The following is a 19,476-nucleotide window of genomic DNA, read 5'->3' as shown; positions in this document are numbered from 1 at the left end:
ACGCCAGCCCAACTCAGGGCGGAAGCCGAATCGTTCTTCCCGCGCAGGCGGGGGTGGTCCGTTCGCGCAGACCGTCCGCCTGGCGGCCGAGGCGTTCTTCCCGCGCAGGCGGGGGTGGTCCGGCCGCCGACTCCACCCGCCCGTTCGCCTGGTAGTTCTTCCCGCGCAGGCGGGGGTGGTCCGTCCACCGCGTCCCGCCCGCTCCTGTTCGACGCGTTCTTCCCGCGCAGGCGGGGGTGGTCCGGCGCTGAGGTGATCAGCGGGTGCACGAGTGTCGTTCTTCCCGCGCAGGCGGGGGTGGTCCACCGCCGCAACTTGCAACTTCGCAGGTCAGGGGGTTCTTCCCGCGCAGGCGGGGGTGGTCCGTGACATGAACGGACTGCAGAGGGTCGCGGTACGTTCTTCCCGCGCAGGCGGGGGTGGTCCGCCGCCCGCCGCATGGTCCTGGTCGGTCTCGGCGTTCTTCCCGCGCAGGCGGGGGTGGTCCGTCCCGCTACACGGGGAGGATGTAGTGCCCGGCGTTCTTCCCGCGCAGGCGGGGGTGGTCCGTGGTACAGCATCAACAACCTCGTCGGTGGCGAGTTCTTCCCGCGCAGGCGGGGGTGGTCCGGCCGTGTCCGGGTTCACCGGGCGCAGCGTGGAGTTCTTCCCGCGCAGGCGGGGGTGGTCCGCTGATCCCCGAGGCGGTGGCGATCTCCCGATAGTTCTTCCCGCGCAGGCGGGGGTGGTCCGGACGGCGGCAAGGAGCCGCAGACCCCGGACGAGTTCTTCCCGCGCAGGCGGGGGTGGTCCGCCAGCGGGGTGACCGTCGGCAACGCGGACGACGTTCTTCCCGCGCAGGCGGGGGTGGTCCGTCCTCTACGACGACCGCACCGAACGCTGGACCGTTCTTCCCGCGCAGGCGGGGGTGGTCCGGCCGACGAGCCGGAGCAGCCGGCCGCGACCGTGTTCTTCCCGCGCAGGCGGGGGTGGTCCGCTCGACCGCGAGATCCTCACCGGCAACGGCACGTTCTTCCCGCGCAGGCGGGGGTGGTCCGCGGGCCCCCTTCGGCACGTAGAACGCCGAGGAGTTCTTCCCGCGCAGGCGGGGGTGGTCCGTGAGAAGGGCCCGGCTGAGTCTTAGTCAGCCGGTTCTTCCCGCGCAGGCGGGGGTGGTCCGGTCGACCACGCCGCCTTGTATCTGCCTGACGTGTTCTTCCCGCGCAGGCGGGGGTGGTCCGTCCCGGTCGTTCGTCCTGGTGTGGGTGGAGGAGTTCTTCCCGCGCAGGCGGGGGTGGTCCGGTGATCGATGCCGACGGCGACACCCGGCTGAGGTTCTTCCCGCGCAGGCGGGGGTGGTCCGATGGTTTCCTGCGCGTACTCGATCCGCGGGTTGTTCTTCCCGCGCAGGCGGGGGTGGTCCGCCGCGGAAGGCCCCGGCCGGGAGCGCATCGGCGTTCTTCCCGCGCAGGCGGGGGTGGTCCGTCGGCGAACTTCTGGCGACACCGTTCGATGCGGTTCTGCCCGCGCAGGCGGGGGTGGTCCGGTCCTTGGCAGTGGGGCGCAGTGCCACGGGGCGTTCTTCCCGCGCAGGCGGGGGTGGTCCGCCGAGCAGGACGCGGCCCGGCTGATCGTCGACGTTCTTCCCGCGCAGGCGGGGGTGGTCCGCAGGGGACGGTCTGATATGCCGCGCGGCCCGGGTTCTTCCCGCGCAGGCGGGGGTGGTCCGCCACCGCATCCAAGAGCCCACGGCTGGGCCGGGTTCTTCCCGCGCAGGCGGGGGTGGTCCGATGGCGATCACGGCCGAACGCCGAGCCGAGATGTTCTTCCCGCGCAGGCGGGGGTGGTCCGACCGACACGGCTGCGACGAACGGCACTGGCGTGTTCTTCCCGCGCAGGCGGGGGGTCCTTCCCGCGCAGGCGGGGGTGGTCCGTTTTCGGCGTACGGGTACGCTGACCCATAAGCGTCCTTCCCGCGCAGGCGGGGGTGGTCCGCGTCAACTGGATGGTGGTGGGACTCCCGTAATGTCCTTCCCGCGCAGGCGGGGGTGGTCCGACCTTGGCGGGCTTCTTCCAGCGCAGCGGCTGGTCCTTCCCGCGCAGGCGGGGGTGGTCCGGGTCGGCGGATCGTTTTCGCGGATGAGCTGTAGTCCTTCCCGCGCAGGCGGGGGTGGTCCGGCACTTCCGCGGTACCACTGGTTGTACATCCGGTCCTTCCCGCGCAGGCGGGGGTGGTCCGACCTTGATGCAGACCGGGTCGAGGGCGTCGTGGTCCTTCCCGCGCAGGCGGGGGTGGTCCGGGCATCGAGCGCGGCGAGGATGACGGGCTGGAGTCCTTCCCGCGCAGGCGGGGGTGGTCCGAAGCTCGACCAGTTCTGCGACGAGATCCAGTTGTCCTTCCCGCGCAGGCGGAGGTGGTCCGAAGCAGGAGGCGGTCAACAGGTCGCTGGACGCGTCTTCTCCGCGCAGGCGGAGGTGGTCCGAATGCCGTCCACGAGGTTTTACGTCCCGCAAGTTCTCTCCGCGCAGGCGGAGGTGGTCCGCGCACCGGACACGGCTCCACCGCGAGCGCGTCGAGCTCTTGGAACGGTTGCACGTTGCACCCACGCCTCGCTGACGAAGATCAGGTCGTCCGGGTGGTTTTTCTGCCACTGCGGTAACACTGCTCGGTCTGGGCGTTGGCGTGGTCGTCCTGGTCGTGGCACGCGGTACGACGAGCGGTGGAGACGGAGGATCTGGTCCTGCCCGCGGACCGGCGGCGCATCAAGATGTGACACGGCCGCTGCGGTGCCGGTGCCATGTGGCGGCCGCCGTCTGCATGGTGGCCGTCCACGCGTCCGGGGCGTCGCCGGCGATCTCGTCCCACATCCGGTTCTGAGCTCGGGCGAAGGCGTCGAGGCTGGGGCTCGGGGCGTCGGCGAGTGCGGTGCGCTCGGCGGCCAGGTGCTCGGCCTGCTCGGGTGTGTGGCCGGAGGCGATGAGCCAGATCACCCACAGCGCTGGATCGATCCAGGCTGCTCCGTGTGCGGCCCATGCCCAGTCGACGAGCCGCGCGCGGCCGTCAGCGATGAGGCCGTTGTGGGGGTTTCAGTCGGTGTGGAGGAGCTGGGCTCCGGCGAAAAGATCGGCGTCGGCCGGGTCGTCGACGTAGGACCGCATGCGGCCCAGCATGGTCTTCAGCGGTAGGTCGGGCGTCGGCAGGCCGGCGAGGGTCTGCATCGCCTCGGCGACGAGGTCCAGGTGCGGGGAGCCCGGCGTGTAGCTGGCGTAGGGGCCGTCGATCTCCTCGAAGCACAGCAGGTCCCACCCTCCGTTCAGCACGTGCCACAGCATCGCGGGGGCCAACGGCCGCACGTACGGGTTGATGGCGGCCTCGCGTTCTTGTGTCCACACCCGGGGATGATCGGTCCGCATGTCATTGACGAACACGATGTCGCCGGCGTCGTTGTAGATGCGCGCGGCGATCTCGCTGTTCAGTCCGGTGGAGACCGTCACGGACGTGTTCGAAGACCCTCCGGTCGGCGATCCGGCGGGGGTGACAGCCCAGCGGATGGTCCGCGACGAACTCTCCCCGGACGGGCACTTCTGTTGAGATCTCTTAGCCGTGGCGGCTCGCCAGCGTAATGACGAGCCGCCAAAAAAGGGATGCTACTTGCCCACCTCGGCACTCCATTCAACCACTGATACGCCTGGAATCTCGAGCGCTCCAATTAGCCGCTCTCCAGCCTCCGCAGAGAAAAGTCCTCTGCTCACACTGAGGAGAAATCCGGAAGTACGCGAATATAGAGCCTCTCGCTGCAGGGCGAACTTGTCCCCGCCAGGCAAAGAGAACGCGAAGCACAACCATTCGGCCAGATCGTCCACCGCGACGTCGGGGCGGCCCCAACGGCGATACAACGCTATGAGATCAACTTGCACCAGCGCCAGGTAGCGAATGTCCTTTGACACTAGCTGCTCTTCTGGGATTCTCTGGAGACCTGTAAAATCGAGCCCCATTGGGACAACCTACCTCGTTTCCGTTAATATGATCGGAATTCCCGCCATATCCTGGCCATCAGGAGATACGAGCTCTCTGATTCCGGCCATCGGGGTGACGTTATCGGCCCGACGAGAGGGCATCCCAAGGCGGCGCGGGCGCCGTCAAGAGCCTTAGACAGCTCGTCGTCGTTGAGGACAGTCAGATCCTAGGGAAGCTCAAACTCTGCGGCCATGGGACGGATCTCCAGTGATCGATTGGAGACCCGGCCCACAACCAGCAGTCGTCTAGTGCGGCATCTTAGCCCGCTGCCGTATCCGGCGCGCCAAGCAGCTTAAGAGTTGAGGTACTCCGGAAGTTACTCCGAGCGCGATTTGCAGGCTTACGAGCAGGAAGTTCACCCCGACGAGCCGAAGTCAGTAGCGTCCGAGGAGCAGGTCGATCCCGACGCCCACGACCACGTACAGCAAGCTCAACATCCCTACCAACTCGAAGCCGACCTGAGCCTCTGCCTCCGTGACCTGCAGATCTGCCTAGCAACCTGGACCGACGCCCGCCCCACCTGCTACCGCGATATATCCACCCAATATCAATCTGACCAAGCACTACGAGTGGGGCATCTCATCTCATGCTCTTAACGACGATTCAACCGAAGCACTTCCGCATCGGTGCACTCCAACTCTCTCACGCCTTCTGGATCGAAATCACATCGGGCCGGGCGCCGAGGCCCAGTACACGCAAATCGATCCGCGCCCCGCCCCAGCACCTTGTTGATAATCAGCTCTCCGCATCATGCTCTCGCTGCCGAGCAATCGAGGACGGGCTAGCCGATAGGCGGAGCTCGCCGTCCGGCATGAAATCCAACGTCACGGCTTCGAGAACGGTACCGACAGGGGGGAATTCCTCCGGCGTTAGGTGCCCAACGCCGTCTTTGAGCATCACGAAATCAATGAACGCCGGAGCGCTGGATTTCGGATCGATGATCGCAACCTCAACGCCGAAGCGGCCTCGGTGACCAGTGACAACACAGCGCACGATCTGAAATCGCCGAAACCCACCCTGCCGCCACAACTGATCTTCATTCTCCATAGCTTTGCCTCTCACCCGAAGAACTGCTCGTTAAGTTTCCAGGGCGTCCATGTTGTCTGACTGTGATCTATGTAGGAGTTGAATAGATCAAAATCCTCTTCATCGATAAGCCATTGAAGGCCGCCGTCATTGTCATGGAAGCGACGATAGCTACTGGGATGAAAGTCGTTCAGGAATCCCGGCTTCATCGTGAAGGTATGATATCCATCCTCATAAACGCCTTGACCTGCATACTTACGAACCACGGATTCCGAATCGCCAAGATAGGCAATATTTTCCCCCTTCGACTGCACCGAGTGATTTGCGGCATTAAGCCCACGAGCCTCCGAGGCGCGATTCCCCTTCTGAGGAGCTCGAAACAGTCTAACAGCCTCTTCCCCAGATTCCCTGCCAAGGAGTTTTTCACCAACTTTTTCCCCGAGCTTAACTCCCTTTCCTGCGATCGGAAGTGCCATCGCGGCGGCCAAGGCACATTGAGTCTCTTCCATACTCTGGGAGCAGTGAAGAAGGCCTATCGCACCCGTCGGGTCAAAGGTCTCGATGGTTCCTTGAGCGGCTAGTTGGCCGGGTGTGAGCGTTCCTGAGCAGTTGGTGCCGGCGGAAACCGCTCCACAGCCATTCCCTATGTTCGCTGATGGGTCGACGTTGGCTGCCCAAGCATCCAATATGGCTTTGTCGGCGCTGGGGTCGCCGGTACCCAATCCATCTCCGCCGCCCGGGAGGCCGGCAATGAGGTTCTTCCCGCGCAGGCGGGGGTGGTCCGGCGATCGGGTCGACGACCTCGATGAACCCGCCGTTCTTCCCGCGCAGGCGGGGGTGGTCCGCACCCACCCATAGATCTGAGGAGCAGCGTCTCGTTCTTCCCGCGCAGGCGGGGGTGGTCCGCGGCACGGCTTCACCGCCGTCGCCTGACCACCGTTCTTCCCGCGCAGGCGGGGGTGGTCCGTCGTTCGGCGATTCCGCGTACGACGACTGAGCGTTCTTCCCGCGCAGGCGGGGGTGGTCCGCACCTTCGTCTGGGCAACGGCGGCCTCGCCATTCCTCCCCTACGTGAGCGCGTTGGCTGGCATGGTTTCGGATGTGGCTGGTGTGGCCTCGTCTCGGGGGCGGAAGGCAACCAGGGTGAGGCCATCAAAGTCAACGGGGGTGCGGCGGCGTTCACCGGCGGTGTGGAGGGTGAAGCCCTGTTCGTTGGCTTCAGGGTGGATGAGTACGGCGGCGCCGGGTCCGATGGATGCGGTGATGACGCTCCAGAGCTCGTCGCGGACGCGGGCGGAAAGGGTGCCGACGTAGAGGCCGGGTACGGGTTCGATCATCCAGCGGGTGAGTGCGCCGCGGACGTGGTCGGGTACGGCGGTGGTGGCAAGCACGGTCATCGTCGGCATCGGCGTCCTGCCCTGCCTGCGCCTGCGGTCACGTCGGCTGCGGCCTTGTGGTCATGGCTCATCGGGTTCCTCGGTTCCGTAGTTGACGCCCGCCGGTACGGAGCCAGTTACAGGGTCCCACAGGTCGACCATGTCGACGGCGTGGCCGTCGGCGGCGGGCCCGTTTTCGTCGGGGGCGAGGAGGACCTGGACGTCGGCAACGATGCGAGGCAGGAGTTTGTACAGGCGTAGTTGTGTGCGGAAGCTGCGGCGTGCGGCGGCTTCGGGGTCTAGGGAGTCGTGGAGGGAGAAGGCCAGGGGGACGGTGATGTCGGCTTTGTAGAGGTCGGCGATGTCGTAGACGAAGGCGAGTTGGGTGCCTTGGTGGACGAATCCGAGGGCGGGTGAGCAGCCGAGTGCGGTGAGGGCGGCGTGGACGATGCCGTACAGGCAGGTGCTGGCTGAGGACAGGGCGAGGTTGACGGGGTCTTGGGTTTCCCAGGAGTCGGGGTCATAGGCGCGGCGGAAGCGGCCGATGCGGTGTTGTTGGGCGAGGAGTTTGTACAGCGCTTTCATGCGCTGGCCTTCCATGCCGCGGAGTTGTTCCAGGGTGGTGGCTGTGGGGACGTCGGTGTTGAAGCGGGCGTGGTACATGCGGCGGGCGACGGCGAGTCGGCGTTGTGGGTCGCTCCAGTGGTGGACCTGGTGTTCGAGCCAGCGGGTGGTGAGGGAGGCGGGGACGGTGCTGGAGTAGCAGCGAACGCCGCCGGAGCCGGTGCAGATGACGGTGGTTCCGTGGCGGGCGAGGGTGGTGAGTGCGGGCTGGGTGATGGAGGTTCCGGGGCCGAGCAGGACGCAGCTGAGGGAGGCGGTGGGCAGGTAGACGCGGGTGATGTCGCCTTCGTCGCTGGCGGTTTCGGCGCAGACGCCGGTGTCGTCCTGGACGATGCGGACGATGTCGGCGTAGAGGAAGGACAGGGAGTCGCCGACGCGGGGCAGCATGGCCAGGGTGGGTGATGCGACGCGTCGCCGGGCGGAGGAGGGGGTGTGGGCAGGGCGGGTGGCGGCCATGGTCGGCGTCAGGCTCCGGGACCCGCGGGGGCGAGGCTGAGGAGGCCGCAGCCGTAGGACTTGCTGCGTCCGATGCCGTTCAGGAGTGCGGTGCGCAGTGCTTCTGGGTCGGTGACGAGGGCGGTGCCTTCGAAAACGGTGATGGCGCGGTCGATGCGCCGGTCGGTGAAGGTCTTTGTGTCGGCCTTGCTGGTGGGGGCGGGTGGGGTGGGCGCGGAGATGGTGGGGCTGGTGGCGTCCTGTTTGGGGGTGTGCCAGGTGGTGGCGGGGTCGGTGGAGCGGGTGAGCAGGGTGCGGGGGGTGAGGCCGGCGGTCGTGGCTCGTTCGGTCCACCACTGGTCGGCTTCGGGTCCGTGCAGGGGGATGACCTGTTTCCAGTGTCCGGCGGTGCTGTTGGGGCCGCAGCGGCGCACGGCGTTGGCGGCGATGCGGTAGCGGACGAGGAGCCCGGGGCGGAGTGCGGCGAGGACCGTGTTCATGGGGCGGATGTCGGCGTGGGCGTAGTCGGCGGGGAGGCGGTCGGTGGACGAGGACAGGCGGGTCTGGACGAGGACGGTGGGCCTGCCGACGCCGTCGGTCTCGAGGCGGAAGAGGAGGCCTGCTTGGGAGCGGGGGGCGTCGCCGAGGCCGTCGGGGACGAGTTTCATGAGGGTTCGGTGCAGGTCGGTGATGTTGCGCAGGTCGCGTTGGACGGCGCGGCTGCGGGGGTTGAGCCGCAGTCGGGTCAGCCAGGCTTCCGCGGGTGCGGTGTCGGTGTGGGGTGATGCTTCGGTGTCGGTGGCGGTCACGGGGTGGCTCCTTGCGGGTTGAGGTAGGTGGCGATGGCGTCGAGGTAGGCGGTGCCGTAGCCGGCGCACAGGTCCACGGGCAGGGGCCGGGTGGTGGTGTGGGCGGGGCGTGATCGGTGGACGCGGTCGCGGGCGGTGAGGCGCACTGGTTCGTCGTTGAGTGTGGTCACCGTGACGGGGGCTGAGAGTCCTGCGTTCTGCCCGGAGGCGGACTGCCTGACGGTGGGGTGCTCTTCGGGGAAGGGCTGGTCGCTGACGAAGCGGACGTCGACGGTGCCGGTGGGTGGCGGAGTGTGCGGGGGGCGCCGGGCCAGCGGGATGCGGGCGAGTTCGGCGGCCGGGTCGTCGAGGTCGGTGCGGAGCAGCAGCAGGGCGCCCGGTGGGCAGGAGCGGCGGCCGAGGTGGGGTGGCCAATGCGGTGTGGCGACGGCGACGGCGCACCGGCGGGCGAGGTCGGTGTCGGGGAAGGCGGCTGCGACCGTGAAGGCGGCGTCGGTGAGGTAGTGGCGGGCGGAGACGATGGTTGCTGTGTCCGCGCCACGGCGGGCGCCTTTGGCGGTGGGGACGGTCAGGTGCTGGGGGTAGCCGCCGCCGACGGTGTGGAAGTCGCCCATGACGGTGCCGGGGCGGTCGACGCGGATGGTGAAGCGGATGGTTGTCAAGCGGGCGAACAGCGTCTCGTGGTCGGGTTCGTCGGCGACTGCGTGGGCTCGGGGGATGCCGAGGGCTGAGGCGAGCAGGCCGATGAGTCCGGAGCGGGTGGGGTGGGCGGCAGTGTCGCGATGGGTGAAGGCGCTGTGTTCGCCCCAGGATTGGAGGGGTGCCGCGAGGTGGAGGACGAAGCCCGTCATGCGGTGGGTGCCTTGGTCGCGGTGGGGTATGCGGCGTCGATGGCGCCGGCGATGAGTGCGGGGTAGGAGCCGGCTGCTGTGCCGAGGCCGGGCAGGGGCTTGTCGTCGAGGCCGGCGTGGGCGGCGTAGGGGAGGTCGGTGGTGCCCAGCAGCCGGTTGATGCGGGTGGCGTAGTCGCTGAGGGCCTGCCGGGAGGGCAGGGCCCAGCCGTGTTCGCGGGCGCGTACGGGTTCTTCGAATGCGGCGGCCAGGGACAGCGGCCGGTCCGGCCGGACTGCGATGTAGACGAGGTCGGGGTGGGTGTGGGGCGCGGTGGAGGTTTTTTTCGCGCCGGGCATGGTGCCCAGGAATGCGGTGGCGAAGGCGGTGGCGAGGTCGCGCAGGGTGTCGACGTCCCGGGGGTTCGGTCCGGTGGCTGCAGTCGGCTGCGTGTCGGGATCGTCGGGGGTGTCGTTGAGGGCGGCGATATTCGTGGCCAGGTCGCGCAGGTCGAGGGTGGCGTAGCGGTAGAAGACGCCGCTGCTGAACTCGCCGGTGTTCATGTGGGCGCTTCCGGCGTCTTCGGCCCACTGGTTGACGTCGTCGACGGCGGTGAAGAAGTCCGCCTGTACGGAGGTGGCGTGGGTGGTGAAGGCGTGGGCGACCTGGACCGCGCCGTCGACGCCTGCCCCGGGGATCTCGGCGAGCATCCGGCCGAACAGGGCGATGGAGCCGTTGCGGGATCGGAGGACTGCGTGGACGTCGTCCTTGGGCAGGAGCGGCTTGGTTGCGGCAGCCTTGCCGAGCGCCTTGGTCAGTGCCTCCCGGTGGTTCTCGGCGATGTCCGCGAGAGCGGGCGCCGCGCTGTCGGGGAGGAACAGTAGGGAAGCGGTGGTGCGGTCGCCCTTCTCCAGGGCGAGCTTGGTCTCTGCCGATCGGATGACTTGGGCTCCGGCGAGTGCGGCCAGGTCCTCGGGCCAGCCCCGTTCGATCAGCTCGCGGCGGACCTGCTGGGGCAGGCGCCGGGTGCGCAGTGCCTTCTCGCCGATGGCCTCTTCCACGGCCAGGCGTACCGGGCGCTTCCATGCCTGGCTGGAGACCCGGGTGCGGGTGGTGCCCCCGAAGGTCAGTGACTTGGGTGAGCCAAGGTCGTCGCGGTTGACGTTGTTGTAGGGCAAGGTCTGGACGACGTGCAGGTCCAGGAAGCGGGGGGCCGGGGTGGCGGCGGGTGTAGTGGTCATCGTGGAGGTCCTTCGGGTGGGTGGGAGTGACTCGGGGCGGTGGCGGGCACCACGGTGAGGTGGTCGGGCGGGCGTGTCGGGCCGGCGGTAGCGGGGTGCTATGTGGCGGGGGTCGTGGGCTGTTGCTCGGCTGCTGCCTCCTGGCGGCGCAGTGACCGGTAGAACGCCTGCAGCCAGCGGGTGGAGACCGCGTCGCGTCGGTATCGCCAGGCGGTGAGGTCTCGCAGCAGGCAGGCGTAGTCCGGGGTGATGCCGGACGATCCGAGCCAGCGGAACACCCCGGGAAGCATCCGGTGGACACCGTCCAGGTCCTGGCGCACGAGCAGGTGCAGCCGGGACTCCGCGGCGCCTGATTTGAGTTCGTCCGGGCTGCGACGGCCGACCGCTAGCGCGAAACTCTCGCCGAGGCTGGTGCCGTGCGGGTGGAATCGTGTGCCGGTCTCCGGGTCGGGGACCTCCGGTTCGGCGCCGTCGTTGTTCTCCGGGGCGGGGGCGGGAGTGCCGGTACCGGCGGTGTCTTCGTCCGTGCGAGGTGCCGGTACGACGGGGGCCTCGGCCAGGCGCTGGGCCCTGGGGCGGGCGGCGATGAGTGCCGCGACCGCGTAGTAGGCGCGCTCGGTGTCCGCGTATCCCTGGCTTTCCGTGTTCTCGCGGATCAGCCCGGGCCGCAGGAGGGCCGCGTGCATCCGGGCCGGGACCTCGGTGACCGGCTTGCCCAGGCCGGATCGCAGCGCGGACTGCACCCCCGGCGATACCCGGCACAGTTCGCGTACCCGTTCGGCGAACTCGTCGTATCTCGCCAGGTCGTTGTCCCGTGGCGGGATCGCCTCGGGGGCGGGGGCTGCGGTGGTCGCCGTCGTCGGGGAACTCGTGTGTGTATTGGTGTGCCTGTCGGTGTGTTCGTGGGTGGGTGCATTCATCGGTTCGCCGTCGCTTCGTGGTCGGGATGGGACTGCCCGGACCGGGCCCGGTGCCGTTCTCACCGCGGGCCGTCGTTTCCGGCGTCCGGCGGATGGGGCGTCGTGCTTGGCCAGTGGACGTTGGCTCAGTGGAGCGGGCGTGTGTCGGGGATCAGGGACGGGCGGGAGTCCGCAGCAGGCTACGGACGAGCCCGCGTGCCTCTTCGCGGGCCTTGGCCCCGCGCGGGGTCGCCGCGATCCCGGCTGTCACCGCGTCGTACTCGCGCAGCGCGATCCGCCCGAACGCCTGCGGGCTGCCTTCGAAGTCCCGTGCGTGGAAGGACCGCCAGAACTCCTGCTCGGCAGCCGGCCAGTACGAGGCCAGCGCGAACGCCGGCCAGGGCCCGCCGCGTTTGCGCCGGTCCTTGGCAGTGCCGCCGGGCCGGTCGTTCTCGAACGGGAGGGTGTAGGCGCGCCATGCCATTTGCAGCGCGTACTCCAGTCGGCTCGCCGCCTTCTCTGCCGCATCGCGGCCTTCTCGCAAGCCGATCTTCAGTGCCTTGTCCGCGTCGTCGTCGGACTGCTTGAGCAGCGCGAACAGCGGAGGGGTGGAGCCGGTGACGTAGGTGCGGTCGCGGGTCTGCCCGTCCTGGTCGAAGCCGAGACACTGCACCCGCAGTGCGTCCTCGACCTGCGGCGGCAGTTCACTGTTCAGGTCGCTGAGCGCATCGGGCCGATGTCCGGAGTCCTCGCGGGTCTCGGTGATGAGCGCGTCCAGGTCCCGCCACAGCCCGCGGTCCGCGTCGGCCTCCCGCGGACGCTTGGCGAGATCCTTGCCCTCGTCCCACACCAGGTAGGGGTCCTCGTGAGCAGGACGGTTGACCCGCAGCGCCCAGGTGATGTGGGCGTCCACCACGCTGCGGCCGTCCGGACTGGGGGTGAGGAGGACCGCGTGCCGGTACTGCTCGGTCAGGGCCGACAGCGGCCCTGCGGGCGCCGCGGGTGAGTCCAGCGGATCGGGCAGTTCGTCGCGCTCCCACGGGCAGCCGTCCGCCTCGGCACCCCGGTCCCTGGACCACCGGTTCGGGTACGGCAGGCCCAGCAGCAGCGTCTCGAACAGCGAACGCCCGATGGGGTGGTAGGAGACCACTTTCCGTAGCGGGCCGGCGTAGGCGTTCCCGAACCGCTGACCCGCGACGGTCCGCGGCGTGCACTGGCCTGCCGGCCCGTAGTACAGCTGCGCCAGCAGGTGCAGCACCGCATCGGCCGGGGCCAGTGGCACCTGCTCACCGTCGGTGAAGTGCCCGAAAAAGACCTGGTTGTTGCCTGCCGGGCGGGCCATGACGAGCTTGTTGACGCCCGAGCTGGTCGGGCATTCCTTGGCCAGACGCGGGTCCTGCATCCAGGGCCGCCCGGCGTGATCGAAGAGGCGGAACCGGTCGGCGTAGCGGTCGAAGTACTCCTTCACCGCGTCCGGGTCGAACCCTTCACCTGTGTCGAGGAGTTCGTACCGCCGGTCGGCCCACTCCCCCACGTTGTCCGCCTCGTGCAGGCCGGTCATCCGCGCAGCAAGGGCGTACAGCACTCGCATCAGCCCGGACGCGGCCGGCGGCAGCGCCACGGCCAGACCGCTGAAACGGTGAGCCTGCAGGAACAGCGTCAGGAGGCCAACCGTCCGCGAGCCGGCCGGGTCGTCGGCGGTGGGCAGCATCGAGACGGGAACCCACGGCTCCACGAGAAGATCGCACGGGTCGAGCGGTTGAATCTGCGCAGGGGAAGCATCAGTAGACACCAACAGGTCACTCCGTTTGTCACGTCGTGCGGCCCCGTGCGCCCATGAGGCTGCCGCATACTGGGAAAAGCTCCGCGGAAGCGGAGGTGGACCGAGCCTGGTTGGAGAGCCGGTCAGCTGATCAGGATCTCCCCACGCGAGTGGGGCGCCACGGATCCCCCCGACTGGATTTCGGGGGGATCCGTAGCGGATGGCCACCGATGCGACGTTAGCCCCATCTCCAACCCGGAAGAGGCAATTCCAGCAATCTGCACTGAAGAGCCTCGTAGGCGAGCCTTCACCTGCTAAACGGCCGCACTCTCAAGGGGTTCAGCTGGGCCTCTCGGCCACGATCCCCAGTTCGTGGTGGAGCGTCAGCCGGCGCTTCCCGAGGACGGGGCCGACCGGCCCCTGGGGGCCGGTGGTGTGGGGCAGCAGGACGACACCGGCCAGTCGGGGCTCGTCCTGCCATCCGGCCGGTGGTTCATTGGCAGCGGTGTAGGCGCGGTGCCACTCACCATGTGCCAACGGCACCATGTACCCGAGAAGTTCGCGGACCAGGGCCCTGGAAAAGCGCCCGCCCGGAATGTCGCCGTGCTCCGGCAGCGGCACAGTGTGTTGTTCGTCCAGCCAGCGTCGGCGGCCGGTGTCCTCGAACACGGGCAGGGTCAGGACGGTATCTGCCCCAAGCCTGGTGGCGATGAGGTCCTCATCTGCGTCGCTGCTGGTGAGTGCTTCCAGCGAGTGGACATCGTCCGGTTTCGGGATGGTCACCAGCTTCGCCAGCGCCGTACGGGCCATGGTGTCCGTCAGCCGGTCGATGTCGTCCTTCAGCAGGAGTTCCGGGGTCTTCGACGCGAACTCCTCCTGGTACACGCCGTCGACCAGTTCCTGAACGTCCCCTGGCACGTCCACGGGCTTCCCCCCGCGCTTCTCCAGACCTTCGAGGGTGCGGCGCAGCAAGGAGGTCGCGTAGACGTCGCCCCAGGACTGCGGGACAGCGAGCTCGCCCTTGGTGTCGACCGGGACGAGCACGGCCAGCCGGGGGCCCTGGCTCCACGACGGCCGGTACGCGCTGGTGCTCGCATGGCGCCAGACCCGTCCGGCGCGTTGCAGCAGCAGGGCCATGGGGGCGAGGTCGGAGACGATCAGGTCGAAGTCCAGGTCCAGGGACTGCTCGATCACCTGGGTGGCGACCAGGATTGTGCCACGCGGGGGCAGGGGTCGCCGTACCCCCTGCTTGCCGACCCGTCCGAACCATCCTTCGGCCTCGGCGGTGATCTGATTCCTGCGCCGGCCCGGGAACCGCGCGTGCAGCAGCCGCAGCCGGGGGCCCTGCTGCTGGGCAGCCTCTGCCCCGTTTCCCGTTGCCTCCGGGCCGTCGTCGCAGGGCATCCGGTCGTCCCAACCCCGGTAGTCCGATCCGTACTGCCGGCGGAAGTGATCACGCAGGGCATTGAACGTCTTTTGGGCCTCCCCGACCGTCGTGCAGATCACGGCCGCACAGCCGCCCGACTCCGCGACCGGGGTCAGTTCCCGGATCAGTGCCGCCAGCCGGCCGTCCGCGGGAGCGGGGTCGTAGGTGTGGGTCACCGGCAGCAGGTCAACGGTGAGGCTTGAGGGCCGGTTGGTGCCGATCGGTCCGCTCGGCAGCGTGACGGTGGCCGTCGCACCGTCCGCGTACAGCCAGCCCGGATACGACGGCACAGGCAGCTCGTACGAACCCGGCTTCTGCCCGGCGCCGGTCAGATACGCCTCCACCATCCCGGTCGCGGTCTGCCCGGTCAGCGTCGCCGACAGCAGCACCACCGGGACCCGCATCGCTCCAAGCCACACCAGCAGCCGCAGCAGCAGCGCGTGGGTGAACGCGTCGTAGGCGTGCGCCTCATCGATCACCACAGTCTTGCCCGCCAGACCCAGCTGCCGCAGCGCGTTGAACCGCATCGGAAGAACGGCCATGAGCGCCTGATCAACCGTGCCGACGGACAGCGGTGCCAGCATCCCCCGGCCGTGGGTGCGCAGCCACCGGCCCGCCGACACCGACGCTCTGCCCTGGTCCATCTTATGGTCATCGGTCAGGGTCCGCGGCTCCGGTTCCCCGTCCGGCGTGTACTGGTCGTTCAGGTCGGCCGACCCGTGCAGCAGCGTCAACGCCGCATCCCCCACGAGGTTGTCCCGGCCGAACGCGGCCACCCGTCCATACAGTTGATCCGCAGTCGCCCTGGTCGGCAACAAGAACGCCACACCCGGACACCGCGCCCCGCGGCCCATCGCAGCAGCCGCCGCAAGGGCAACCTCCGTCTTCCCCTCACCCGGCGGCGCCGTCACCAGCAACACGCCCGGCCCGCACTCGAAGACCCCGGCCCCCACCAGCTCACCATCGACACTGACCTGCAAGGGATGCGGCCTCCCGATCTCGGGAAAACGCTCCCTGAAACCACGAACCGTGAACTGCGCCCGCCCCAGACCCGCACCCCGGACCAGACCCGGCGCCCCCTTCGCCGCACGAGCAGCATGCGACCGCAACAAATCTAGGTCCCCCAGCCCGCCATCGGCGGCCGCTCCCACCTGCTGCCGGATCACGAAATGGTCCTGACTGGCCAGCCAATCCGCCGTCACCACCAGCCCAGCCACCACAACAGCCGCTGGAACCGACAGCCCCGCATCCGCCGGAACCGCCGCCGGATGCCCCAACACCTCCCGCAGCGCCGCGACGTGCTCCCGCCGCTGCACCTCCCAGCCGCCAGCACCCAACTCCGGCAGCTCCCCGAGCGGATCAAAAAACTCACCTTGTGTCTTCGGTAACGCCGGATACCGGCCGTGGTGCCCGCCCAGCATCTGGGCAACCCGCGTCACCAGCCACCTCGCCGGACCTCGGCGGCCCTTCGGATAGCCCGATTCCAACAGCAACGCCGGCAGGACCCGCGCGCTCGCCAACTGATGCGGCAAAGACGTGACCCCGCTGTCCCCCGCCAGGCGAGCCGCAAACGCCTCGTCGCCCAGCAGCGCCGCAACAGCCGCATGCTTGAGCACGCCTGGTTGAAATTGGAACCGCCGCTGGATCTTCCCCACATCGTGCAGCCCAGCCCAGAACGCCACTAACGACCGCGCATCACCAGGCGTCACACCCAACTCCCCCGCAATGACCGCCCGCTGGGACTCGGCCAGGAACCCGTCCCACAACACGCCGGCCACGACTCCCGTATCCAGCAAATGCCCGATCAACGGATAAGGCTCCTCAAGCCCCTCCTCCTTCCCCCACACCCGAAGATCGACCACTTCTCCCCCTCCAGACCGCCCATCGGCCAGACCCCGGTATTGCACCACCTGCCTCTGACACACTGACCGCGTGAACCAGCCCACCCGGCCAAGGAATCACAAAGCCCCGGAAACCTGCAGGCCAGGAAGTTCTCTCCACGCAGGCGGAGGTGGTCCGGCGGTGCCTCCACTTATGGTTCGCTCCGGAGGCGGCCAGCACATCGGTCCACCCGCGATGGGCCAGCGCACAGGCCGAATCTCTGGCCCAACTACTCCCGGCAGACCCGCGACATTCAGTCACGAACCTCTGACACACTGACCCGATGAACCGGCGCCAACCGAGTCAAGGAATTGCAAAGCTCCTCCAGACCCGCAGGTGACAAAGTCCTTCCCGCGCAGGCGGGGGTGGTCCGGCCAGCTTCCACGCCTCGCCCTGCATCTTGACGTCCTTCCCGCGCAGGCGGGGGTGGTCCGCCCATGACCGAAGCGCAGCTCCGCACGTCGAGGTCCTTCCCGCGCAGGCGGGGGTGGTCCGCCGGACCCCAAGGGCATCAAGATGCCCGCCTTGTCCTTCCCGCGCAGGCGGGGGTGGTCCGAAGCACGGGTTCAACGTCGTCGCCTGACGACTGTCCTTCCCGCGCAGGCGGGGGTGGTCCGTCGTCCAGCCAGTACAGGACGAACACGCCGTCGTCCTTCCCGCGCAGGCGGGGGTGGTCCGACGAACGAGAAGCGGTCGGGGTGGCAGATCACGTCCTTCCCGCGCAGGCGGGGGTGGTCCGGTCATCGGCAGCACCACCAAAAGCGTCCCCAGGTCCTTCCCGCGCTGGCGGGGGTGGTCCGTCGATCCAGATGTTGTGCTGGGACGCGATCAGGTCCTTCCCGCGCAGGCGGGGGTGGTCCGGGCGGACTGGTCCAGATCGTCGCCCTCGCCGAGTCCTTCCCGCGCAGGCGGGGGTGGTCCGGGGGAGGCATCCCCCGCGGCGGACGACCGTGCGTCCTTCCCGCGCAGGCGGGGGTGGTCCGGCCGCCCGCATCATCACCAAGGCCCTGGAGTGGTCCTTCCCGCGCAGGCGGGGGTGGTCCTTAGTTACGTCAGAGTGGGGTTGGTCCCCCGCCGTCCTTCCCTCGCAGGCGGGGGTGGTCCGCTGGCAGTCGTGGTGTGGGAGCGCCCCCGCCGGTCCTTCCCGCGCAGGCGGGGGTGGTCCGGTGCACCTGCTGCCCGTGCATGTCGCGGCCGCGTCCTTCCCGCGCAGGCGGGGGTGGTCCCCAGCCATGCCGGCCATGTACGCCGCCCAGAACGTCCTTCCCGCGCAGGCGGGGGTGGTCCGGCGCTCATCCAGACCGAGGCCCGAACGATCGTGTCCTTCCCGCGCAGGCGGGGGTGGTCCGCCGCCCGACGAGCCGGCGCCGCCTGAGCCCGAAGTCCTTCCCGCGCAGGCGGGGGTGGTCCGATTGACGCCCTGGCGTGGGCCTCCATGCTGTGGTCCTTCCCGCGCAGGCGGGGGTGGTCCGCCGGCGTTGGAGTCCTCCCCGGGGTGCCCGAAGTCCTTCCCGCGCAGGCGGGGGTGGTCCGCCGGACGCGAGTTCGGCGCGGGAGGTGAGGGCGTCCTTCCCGCGCAGGCGGGGGTGGTCCGGAGTTCATGACCGGGAAGGCCTTGGACGAGCGGTCCTTCCCGCGCAGGCGGGGGTGGTCCGGACCATCCGCTCTTCATGGCTGGAATCGGTACGTCCTTCCCGCGCAGGCGGGGGTGGTCCGCCGCGGTTGTCTTCGGCCGGTCGGCTCGGAAAGTCCTTCCCGCGCAGGCGGGGGTGGTCCTTCCCGGGGGGTTTCCTGGGATCCGGCCATCGGGTCCTTCCCGCGCAGGCGGGGGTGGTCCGCAGCGCGCCAAGGACGCCGAGGACCGAGCGAAGTCCTTCCCGCGCAGGCGGGGGTGGTCCGGCTGTCGGCGTACATGCCGGGCACCATGGGGTGTCCTTCCCGCGCGAGCGGGGGTGGTCCGGACGGCCAGAACAGGCCGCTCTGGGTGCCGGTGTCCTTCCCGCGCGAGCGGGGGTGGTCCGATCCTGGGCGATGAGGTCGGGGTCGACGTGGTGTCCTTCCCGCGCGAGCGGGGGTGGTCCGTTCGTGATGGCGGGGCAAAGCTGGTAGTCAGGGTCCTTCCCGCGCAGGCGGGGATGGTCCGCCCATCTCGGGTTGTCGGCGTCGGTTGGACCGTGACCCTTTCTCGTCGGTTGAGTTCTGACCCCTCGCGTCTTCTGTTGATCTTGTTAGTCGTTGCTGGTCGGTGTGCGGCCGAGGTCGCCGCGGCCTCGCATGCGGTAGGACTCGCCTTTGAGGGAGTGGACCTCGGCGTGGTGGACAAGCCGGTTGAAGTTTCCCCGTGATCTCGGACACTCGTTGCTTACGCTGCAAGGGTGTGTTCTTGCTCGTGTCGCTGTCGGATCTCCAACGGGGTGAGGTACCCCCAGGCCGGATGCTTCCGTAGTCGTCTGCGGTTGTAGAAGGTCTCGATGAAGGCGAAGATCTCCGACCGAGCGGTGGCCCGGTCGGGCCAACGACGGGTGCCGATCTCCTCTTTGAGCAGTGCGAAAAAGATGTCGGCGGCGGCATTGTCGTAGCACGAGCCGGTGCGGCCCATGCTTTGCCGCAGTCCCAACCGGCCAATTTCACGTCGGAGTTCGTCAGAGGTGTACTCCGATCCGCGATCGGAATGCGCGATGCATCCGGCCTGGAGCCGGCCGCGTCCCGCGGCTGTCGTCAGCGCGTCGACGACCAGGGAGGCGCGGTGGTGGTCGGCCATCGAGTAGCCGACGATCTCGCGGGTGGCCAGGTCCAGCCAGGTCGCCGGATACAGCCAGCCCTCGTCGGTGGGGATGTAGGTGATGTCACCGACCAGTTTCCGGCCCGGGGCGTCGGCCGAGAAGTCGCGGCCGATCAGGTCCGCGGCGGGCACCGCCTTCTTCGCCGGGCGGGTCAGCGACCGGCGCTTGCGCCGGGTGACCCCGACGATGTCGCGCTCACGCATGATCCGCTCCACTCGCTTGCGGTTGACCTGCCGGTCCAGCCTGCGCAACTCGGCATGGATGCGGGGCACCCCGTAGGTGCACCGGGAGGCGATGTGCAACACGGTGATCTCGTGGGCCAGGGCGTCGTCGGCGGCCCGGCGGCCGGCGCGGGCCTACGCGCCGGCCAACCAGGCGTAGAAGGAG

General features: G+C 68.9%; 13 protein-coding genes, 1 pseudogene and 3 CRISPR repeat arrays (1 of these 17 cut by a window edge). All 14 genes and pseudogenes read right to left on the bottom strand.

The features are described from left to right. Nucleotides 1-2,522: direct repeats of the CRISPR family, unit length 22 nt; unit sequence CCGCGCAGGCGGGGGTGGTCCG; it reaches 1,798 nt to the left of the window's first position. A gap of 220 nt (nucleotides 2,523-2,742) precedes the next feature. Beyond that, complete coding sequence (locus tag ACIP98_RS28965; protein ID WP_401978726.1) at nucleotides 2,743-2,970, bottom strand: hypothetical protein; 228 nt, start codon at nucleotides 2,968-2,970, stop codon at nucleotides 2,743-2,745. A 96-nt stretch (nucleotides 2,971-3,066) separates the two neighbouring features. Further along, on the bottom strand, nucleotides 3,067-3,474 hold the full coding sequence (locus ACIP98_RS28960; RefSeq protein ID WP_401978725.1) for a hypothetical protein: 408 nt from the start codon (nucleotides 3,472-3,474) through the stop codon (nucleotides 3,067-3,069). 153 nt (nucleotides 3,475-3,627) lie between these two features. Beyond that, complete coding sequence (locus ACIP98_RS28955) at nucleotides 3,628-3,975, bottom strand: hypothetical protein (RefSeq protein WP_401978724.1); 348 nt, start codon at nucleotides 3,973-3,975, stop codon at nucleotides 3,628-3,630. A gap of 757 nt (nucleotides 3,976-4,732) precedes the next feature. Then, nucleotides 4,733-5,044 carry a hypothetical protein gene (locus ACIP98_RS28950; protein WP_401978722.1) on the bottom strand — a complete coding sequence of 104 codons (312 nt, stop codon included), beginning with the start codon at nucleotides 5,042-5,044 and terminating at the stop codon, nucleotides 4,733-4,735. Nucleotides 5,045-5,055: 11 nt separating this feature from the next. After that, entirely contained in the window at nucleotides 5,056-5,745 is a 690-nt protein-coding gene (locus ACIP98_RS28945; protein ID WP_401978721.1) for a hypothetical protein, read from the bottom strand. 32 nt (nucleotides 5,746-5,777) lie between these two features. Continuing rightward, a CRISPR array of direct repeats spans nucleotides 5,778-6,051; the repeat unit is 30 nt; unit sequence CGTTCTTCCCGCGCAGGCGGGGGTGGTCCG. 39 nt (nucleotides 6,052-6,090) lie between these two features. Then, nucleotides 6,091-6,429: a type I-E CRISPR-associated endoribonuclease Cas2e gene (gene cas2e, locus ACIP98_RS28940; RefSeq protein WP_401978719.1), complete on the bottom strand. Its 339-nt coding sequence runs from the start codon at nucleotides 6,427-6,429 to the stop codon at nucleotides 6,091-6,093. Between the two features lie 51 nt (nucleotides 6,430-6,480). After that, entirely contained in the window at nucleotides 6,481-7,479 is a 999-nt protein-coding gene (gene cas1e, locus ACIP98_RS28935) for a type I-E CRISPR-associated endonuclease Cas1e (RefSeq protein WP_401978718.1), read from the bottom strand. An 8-nt stretch (nucleotides 7,480-7,487) separates the two neighbouring features. Further along, nucleotides 7,488-8,267, bottom strand: coding sequence for a type I-E CRISPR-associated protein Cas6/Cse3/CasE (locus tag ACIP98_RS28930; RefSeq protein ID WP_401978716.1), 780 nt, complete (start codon nucleotides 8,265-8,267; stop codon nucleotides 7,488-7,490). Beyond that, on the bottom strand, nucleotides 8,264-9,118 hold the full coding sequence (gene cas5e, locus ACIP98_RS28925) for a type I-E CRISPR-associated protein Cas5/CasD (protein WP_401978715.1): 855 nt from the start codon (nucleotides 9,116-9,118) through the stop codon (nucleotides 8,264-8,266). The genes ACIP98_RS28930 and cas5e overlap by 4 nt, the downstream gene beginning before the upstream one ends. Continuing rightward, a complete protein-coding gene (gene cas7e, locus ACIP98_RS28920; protein WP_401978714.1) occupies nucleotides 9,115-10,338 on the bottom strand; it encodes a type I-E CRISPR-associated protein Cas7/Cse4/CasC in 1,224 nt (407 codons plus the stop codon). Before cas7e ends, cas5e begins: the two co-directional genes overlap by 4 nt. A gap of 98 nt (nucleotides 10,339-10,436) precedes the next feature. Further along, nucleotides 10,437-11,258 (bottom strand): type I-E CRISPR-associated protein Cse2/CasB, encoded by an 822-nt coding sequence (gene casB, locus ACIP98_RS28915; protein ID WP_401978712.1) that lies wholly within the window; start codon nucleotides 11,256-11,258, stop codon nucleotides 10,437-10,439. 151 nt (nucleotides 11,259-11,409) lie between these two features. Further along, entirely contained in the window at nucleotides 11,410-12,972 is a 1,563-nt protein-coding gene (gene casA / locus ACIP98_RS28910) for a type I-E CRISPR-associated protein Cse1/CasA (RefSeq protein WP_401978711.1), read from the bottom strand. A 366-nt stretch (nucleotides 12,973-13,338) separates the two neighbouring features. Continuing rightward, the gene (locus ACIP98_RS28905; RefSeq protein WP_401978710.1) at nucleotides 13,339-16,287 is read right to left on the bottom strand and encodes a CRISPR-associated endonuclease Cas3''; all 2,949 of its coding nucleotides are present in this window, start codon (nucleotides 16,285-16,287) and stop codon (nucleotides 13,339-13,341) included. Between the two features lie 363 nt (nucleotides 16,288-16,650). Next, nucleotides 16,651-18,449: direct repeats of the CRISPR family, unit length 29 nt; unit sequence GTCCTTCCCGCGCAGGCGGGGGTGGTCCG. Nucleotides 18,450-18,668: 219 nt separating this feature from the next. Continuing rightward, a pseudogene (locus ACIP98_RS28900) lies at nucleotides 18,669-19,421 on the bottom strand (IS3 family transposase); the annotation flags it as partial. Between the last annotated feature and the right edge of the window lie 55 nt (nucleotides 19,422-19,476).

Source organism: Streptomyces sp. NPDC088354, from assembly GCF_044753585.1.
Classification (GTDB): Bacteria; Actinomycetota; Actinomycetes; order Streptomycetales; family Streptomycetaceae; genus Actinacidiphila.
The sequence above is the reverse complement of the archived record's forward strand: the minus strand, read 5'-3'. Positions and strand labels throughout refer to the sequence as shown.

Excerpts from the sequence above, each read along its gene's own strand:
- cas5e (WP_401978715.1), bottom strand. The coding sequence starts at position 9,118 with ATGACGGGCTTCGTCCTCCACCTCGCGGCACCCCTCCAATCCTGGGGC.
- cas7e (WP_401978714.1), bottom strand. The coding sequence starts at position 10,338 with ATGACCACTACACCCGCCGCCACCCCGGCCCCCCGCTTCCTGGACCTG.
- ACIP98_RS28955 (WP_401978724.1), bottom strand. The coding sequence starts at position 3,975 with ATGGGGCTCGATTTTACAGGTCTCCAGAGAATCCCAGAAGAGCAGCTA.
- ACIP98_RS28950 (WP_401978722.1), bottom strand. The coding sequence starts at position 5,044 with ATGGAGAATGAAGATCAGTTGTGGCGGCAGGGTGGGTTTCGGCGATTT.
- casB (WP_401978712.1), bottom strand. The coding sequence starts at position 11,258 with ATGAATGCACCCACCCACGAACACACCGACAGGCACACCAATACACAC.
- cas1e (WP_401978718.1), bottom strand. The coding sequence starts at position 7,479 with ATGGCCGCCACCCGCCCTGCCCACACCCCCTCCTCCGCCCGGCGACGC.
- cas2e (WP_401978719.1), bottom strand. The coding sequence starts at position 6,429 with ATGCCGACGATGACCGTGCTTGCCACCACCGCCGTACCCGACCACGTC.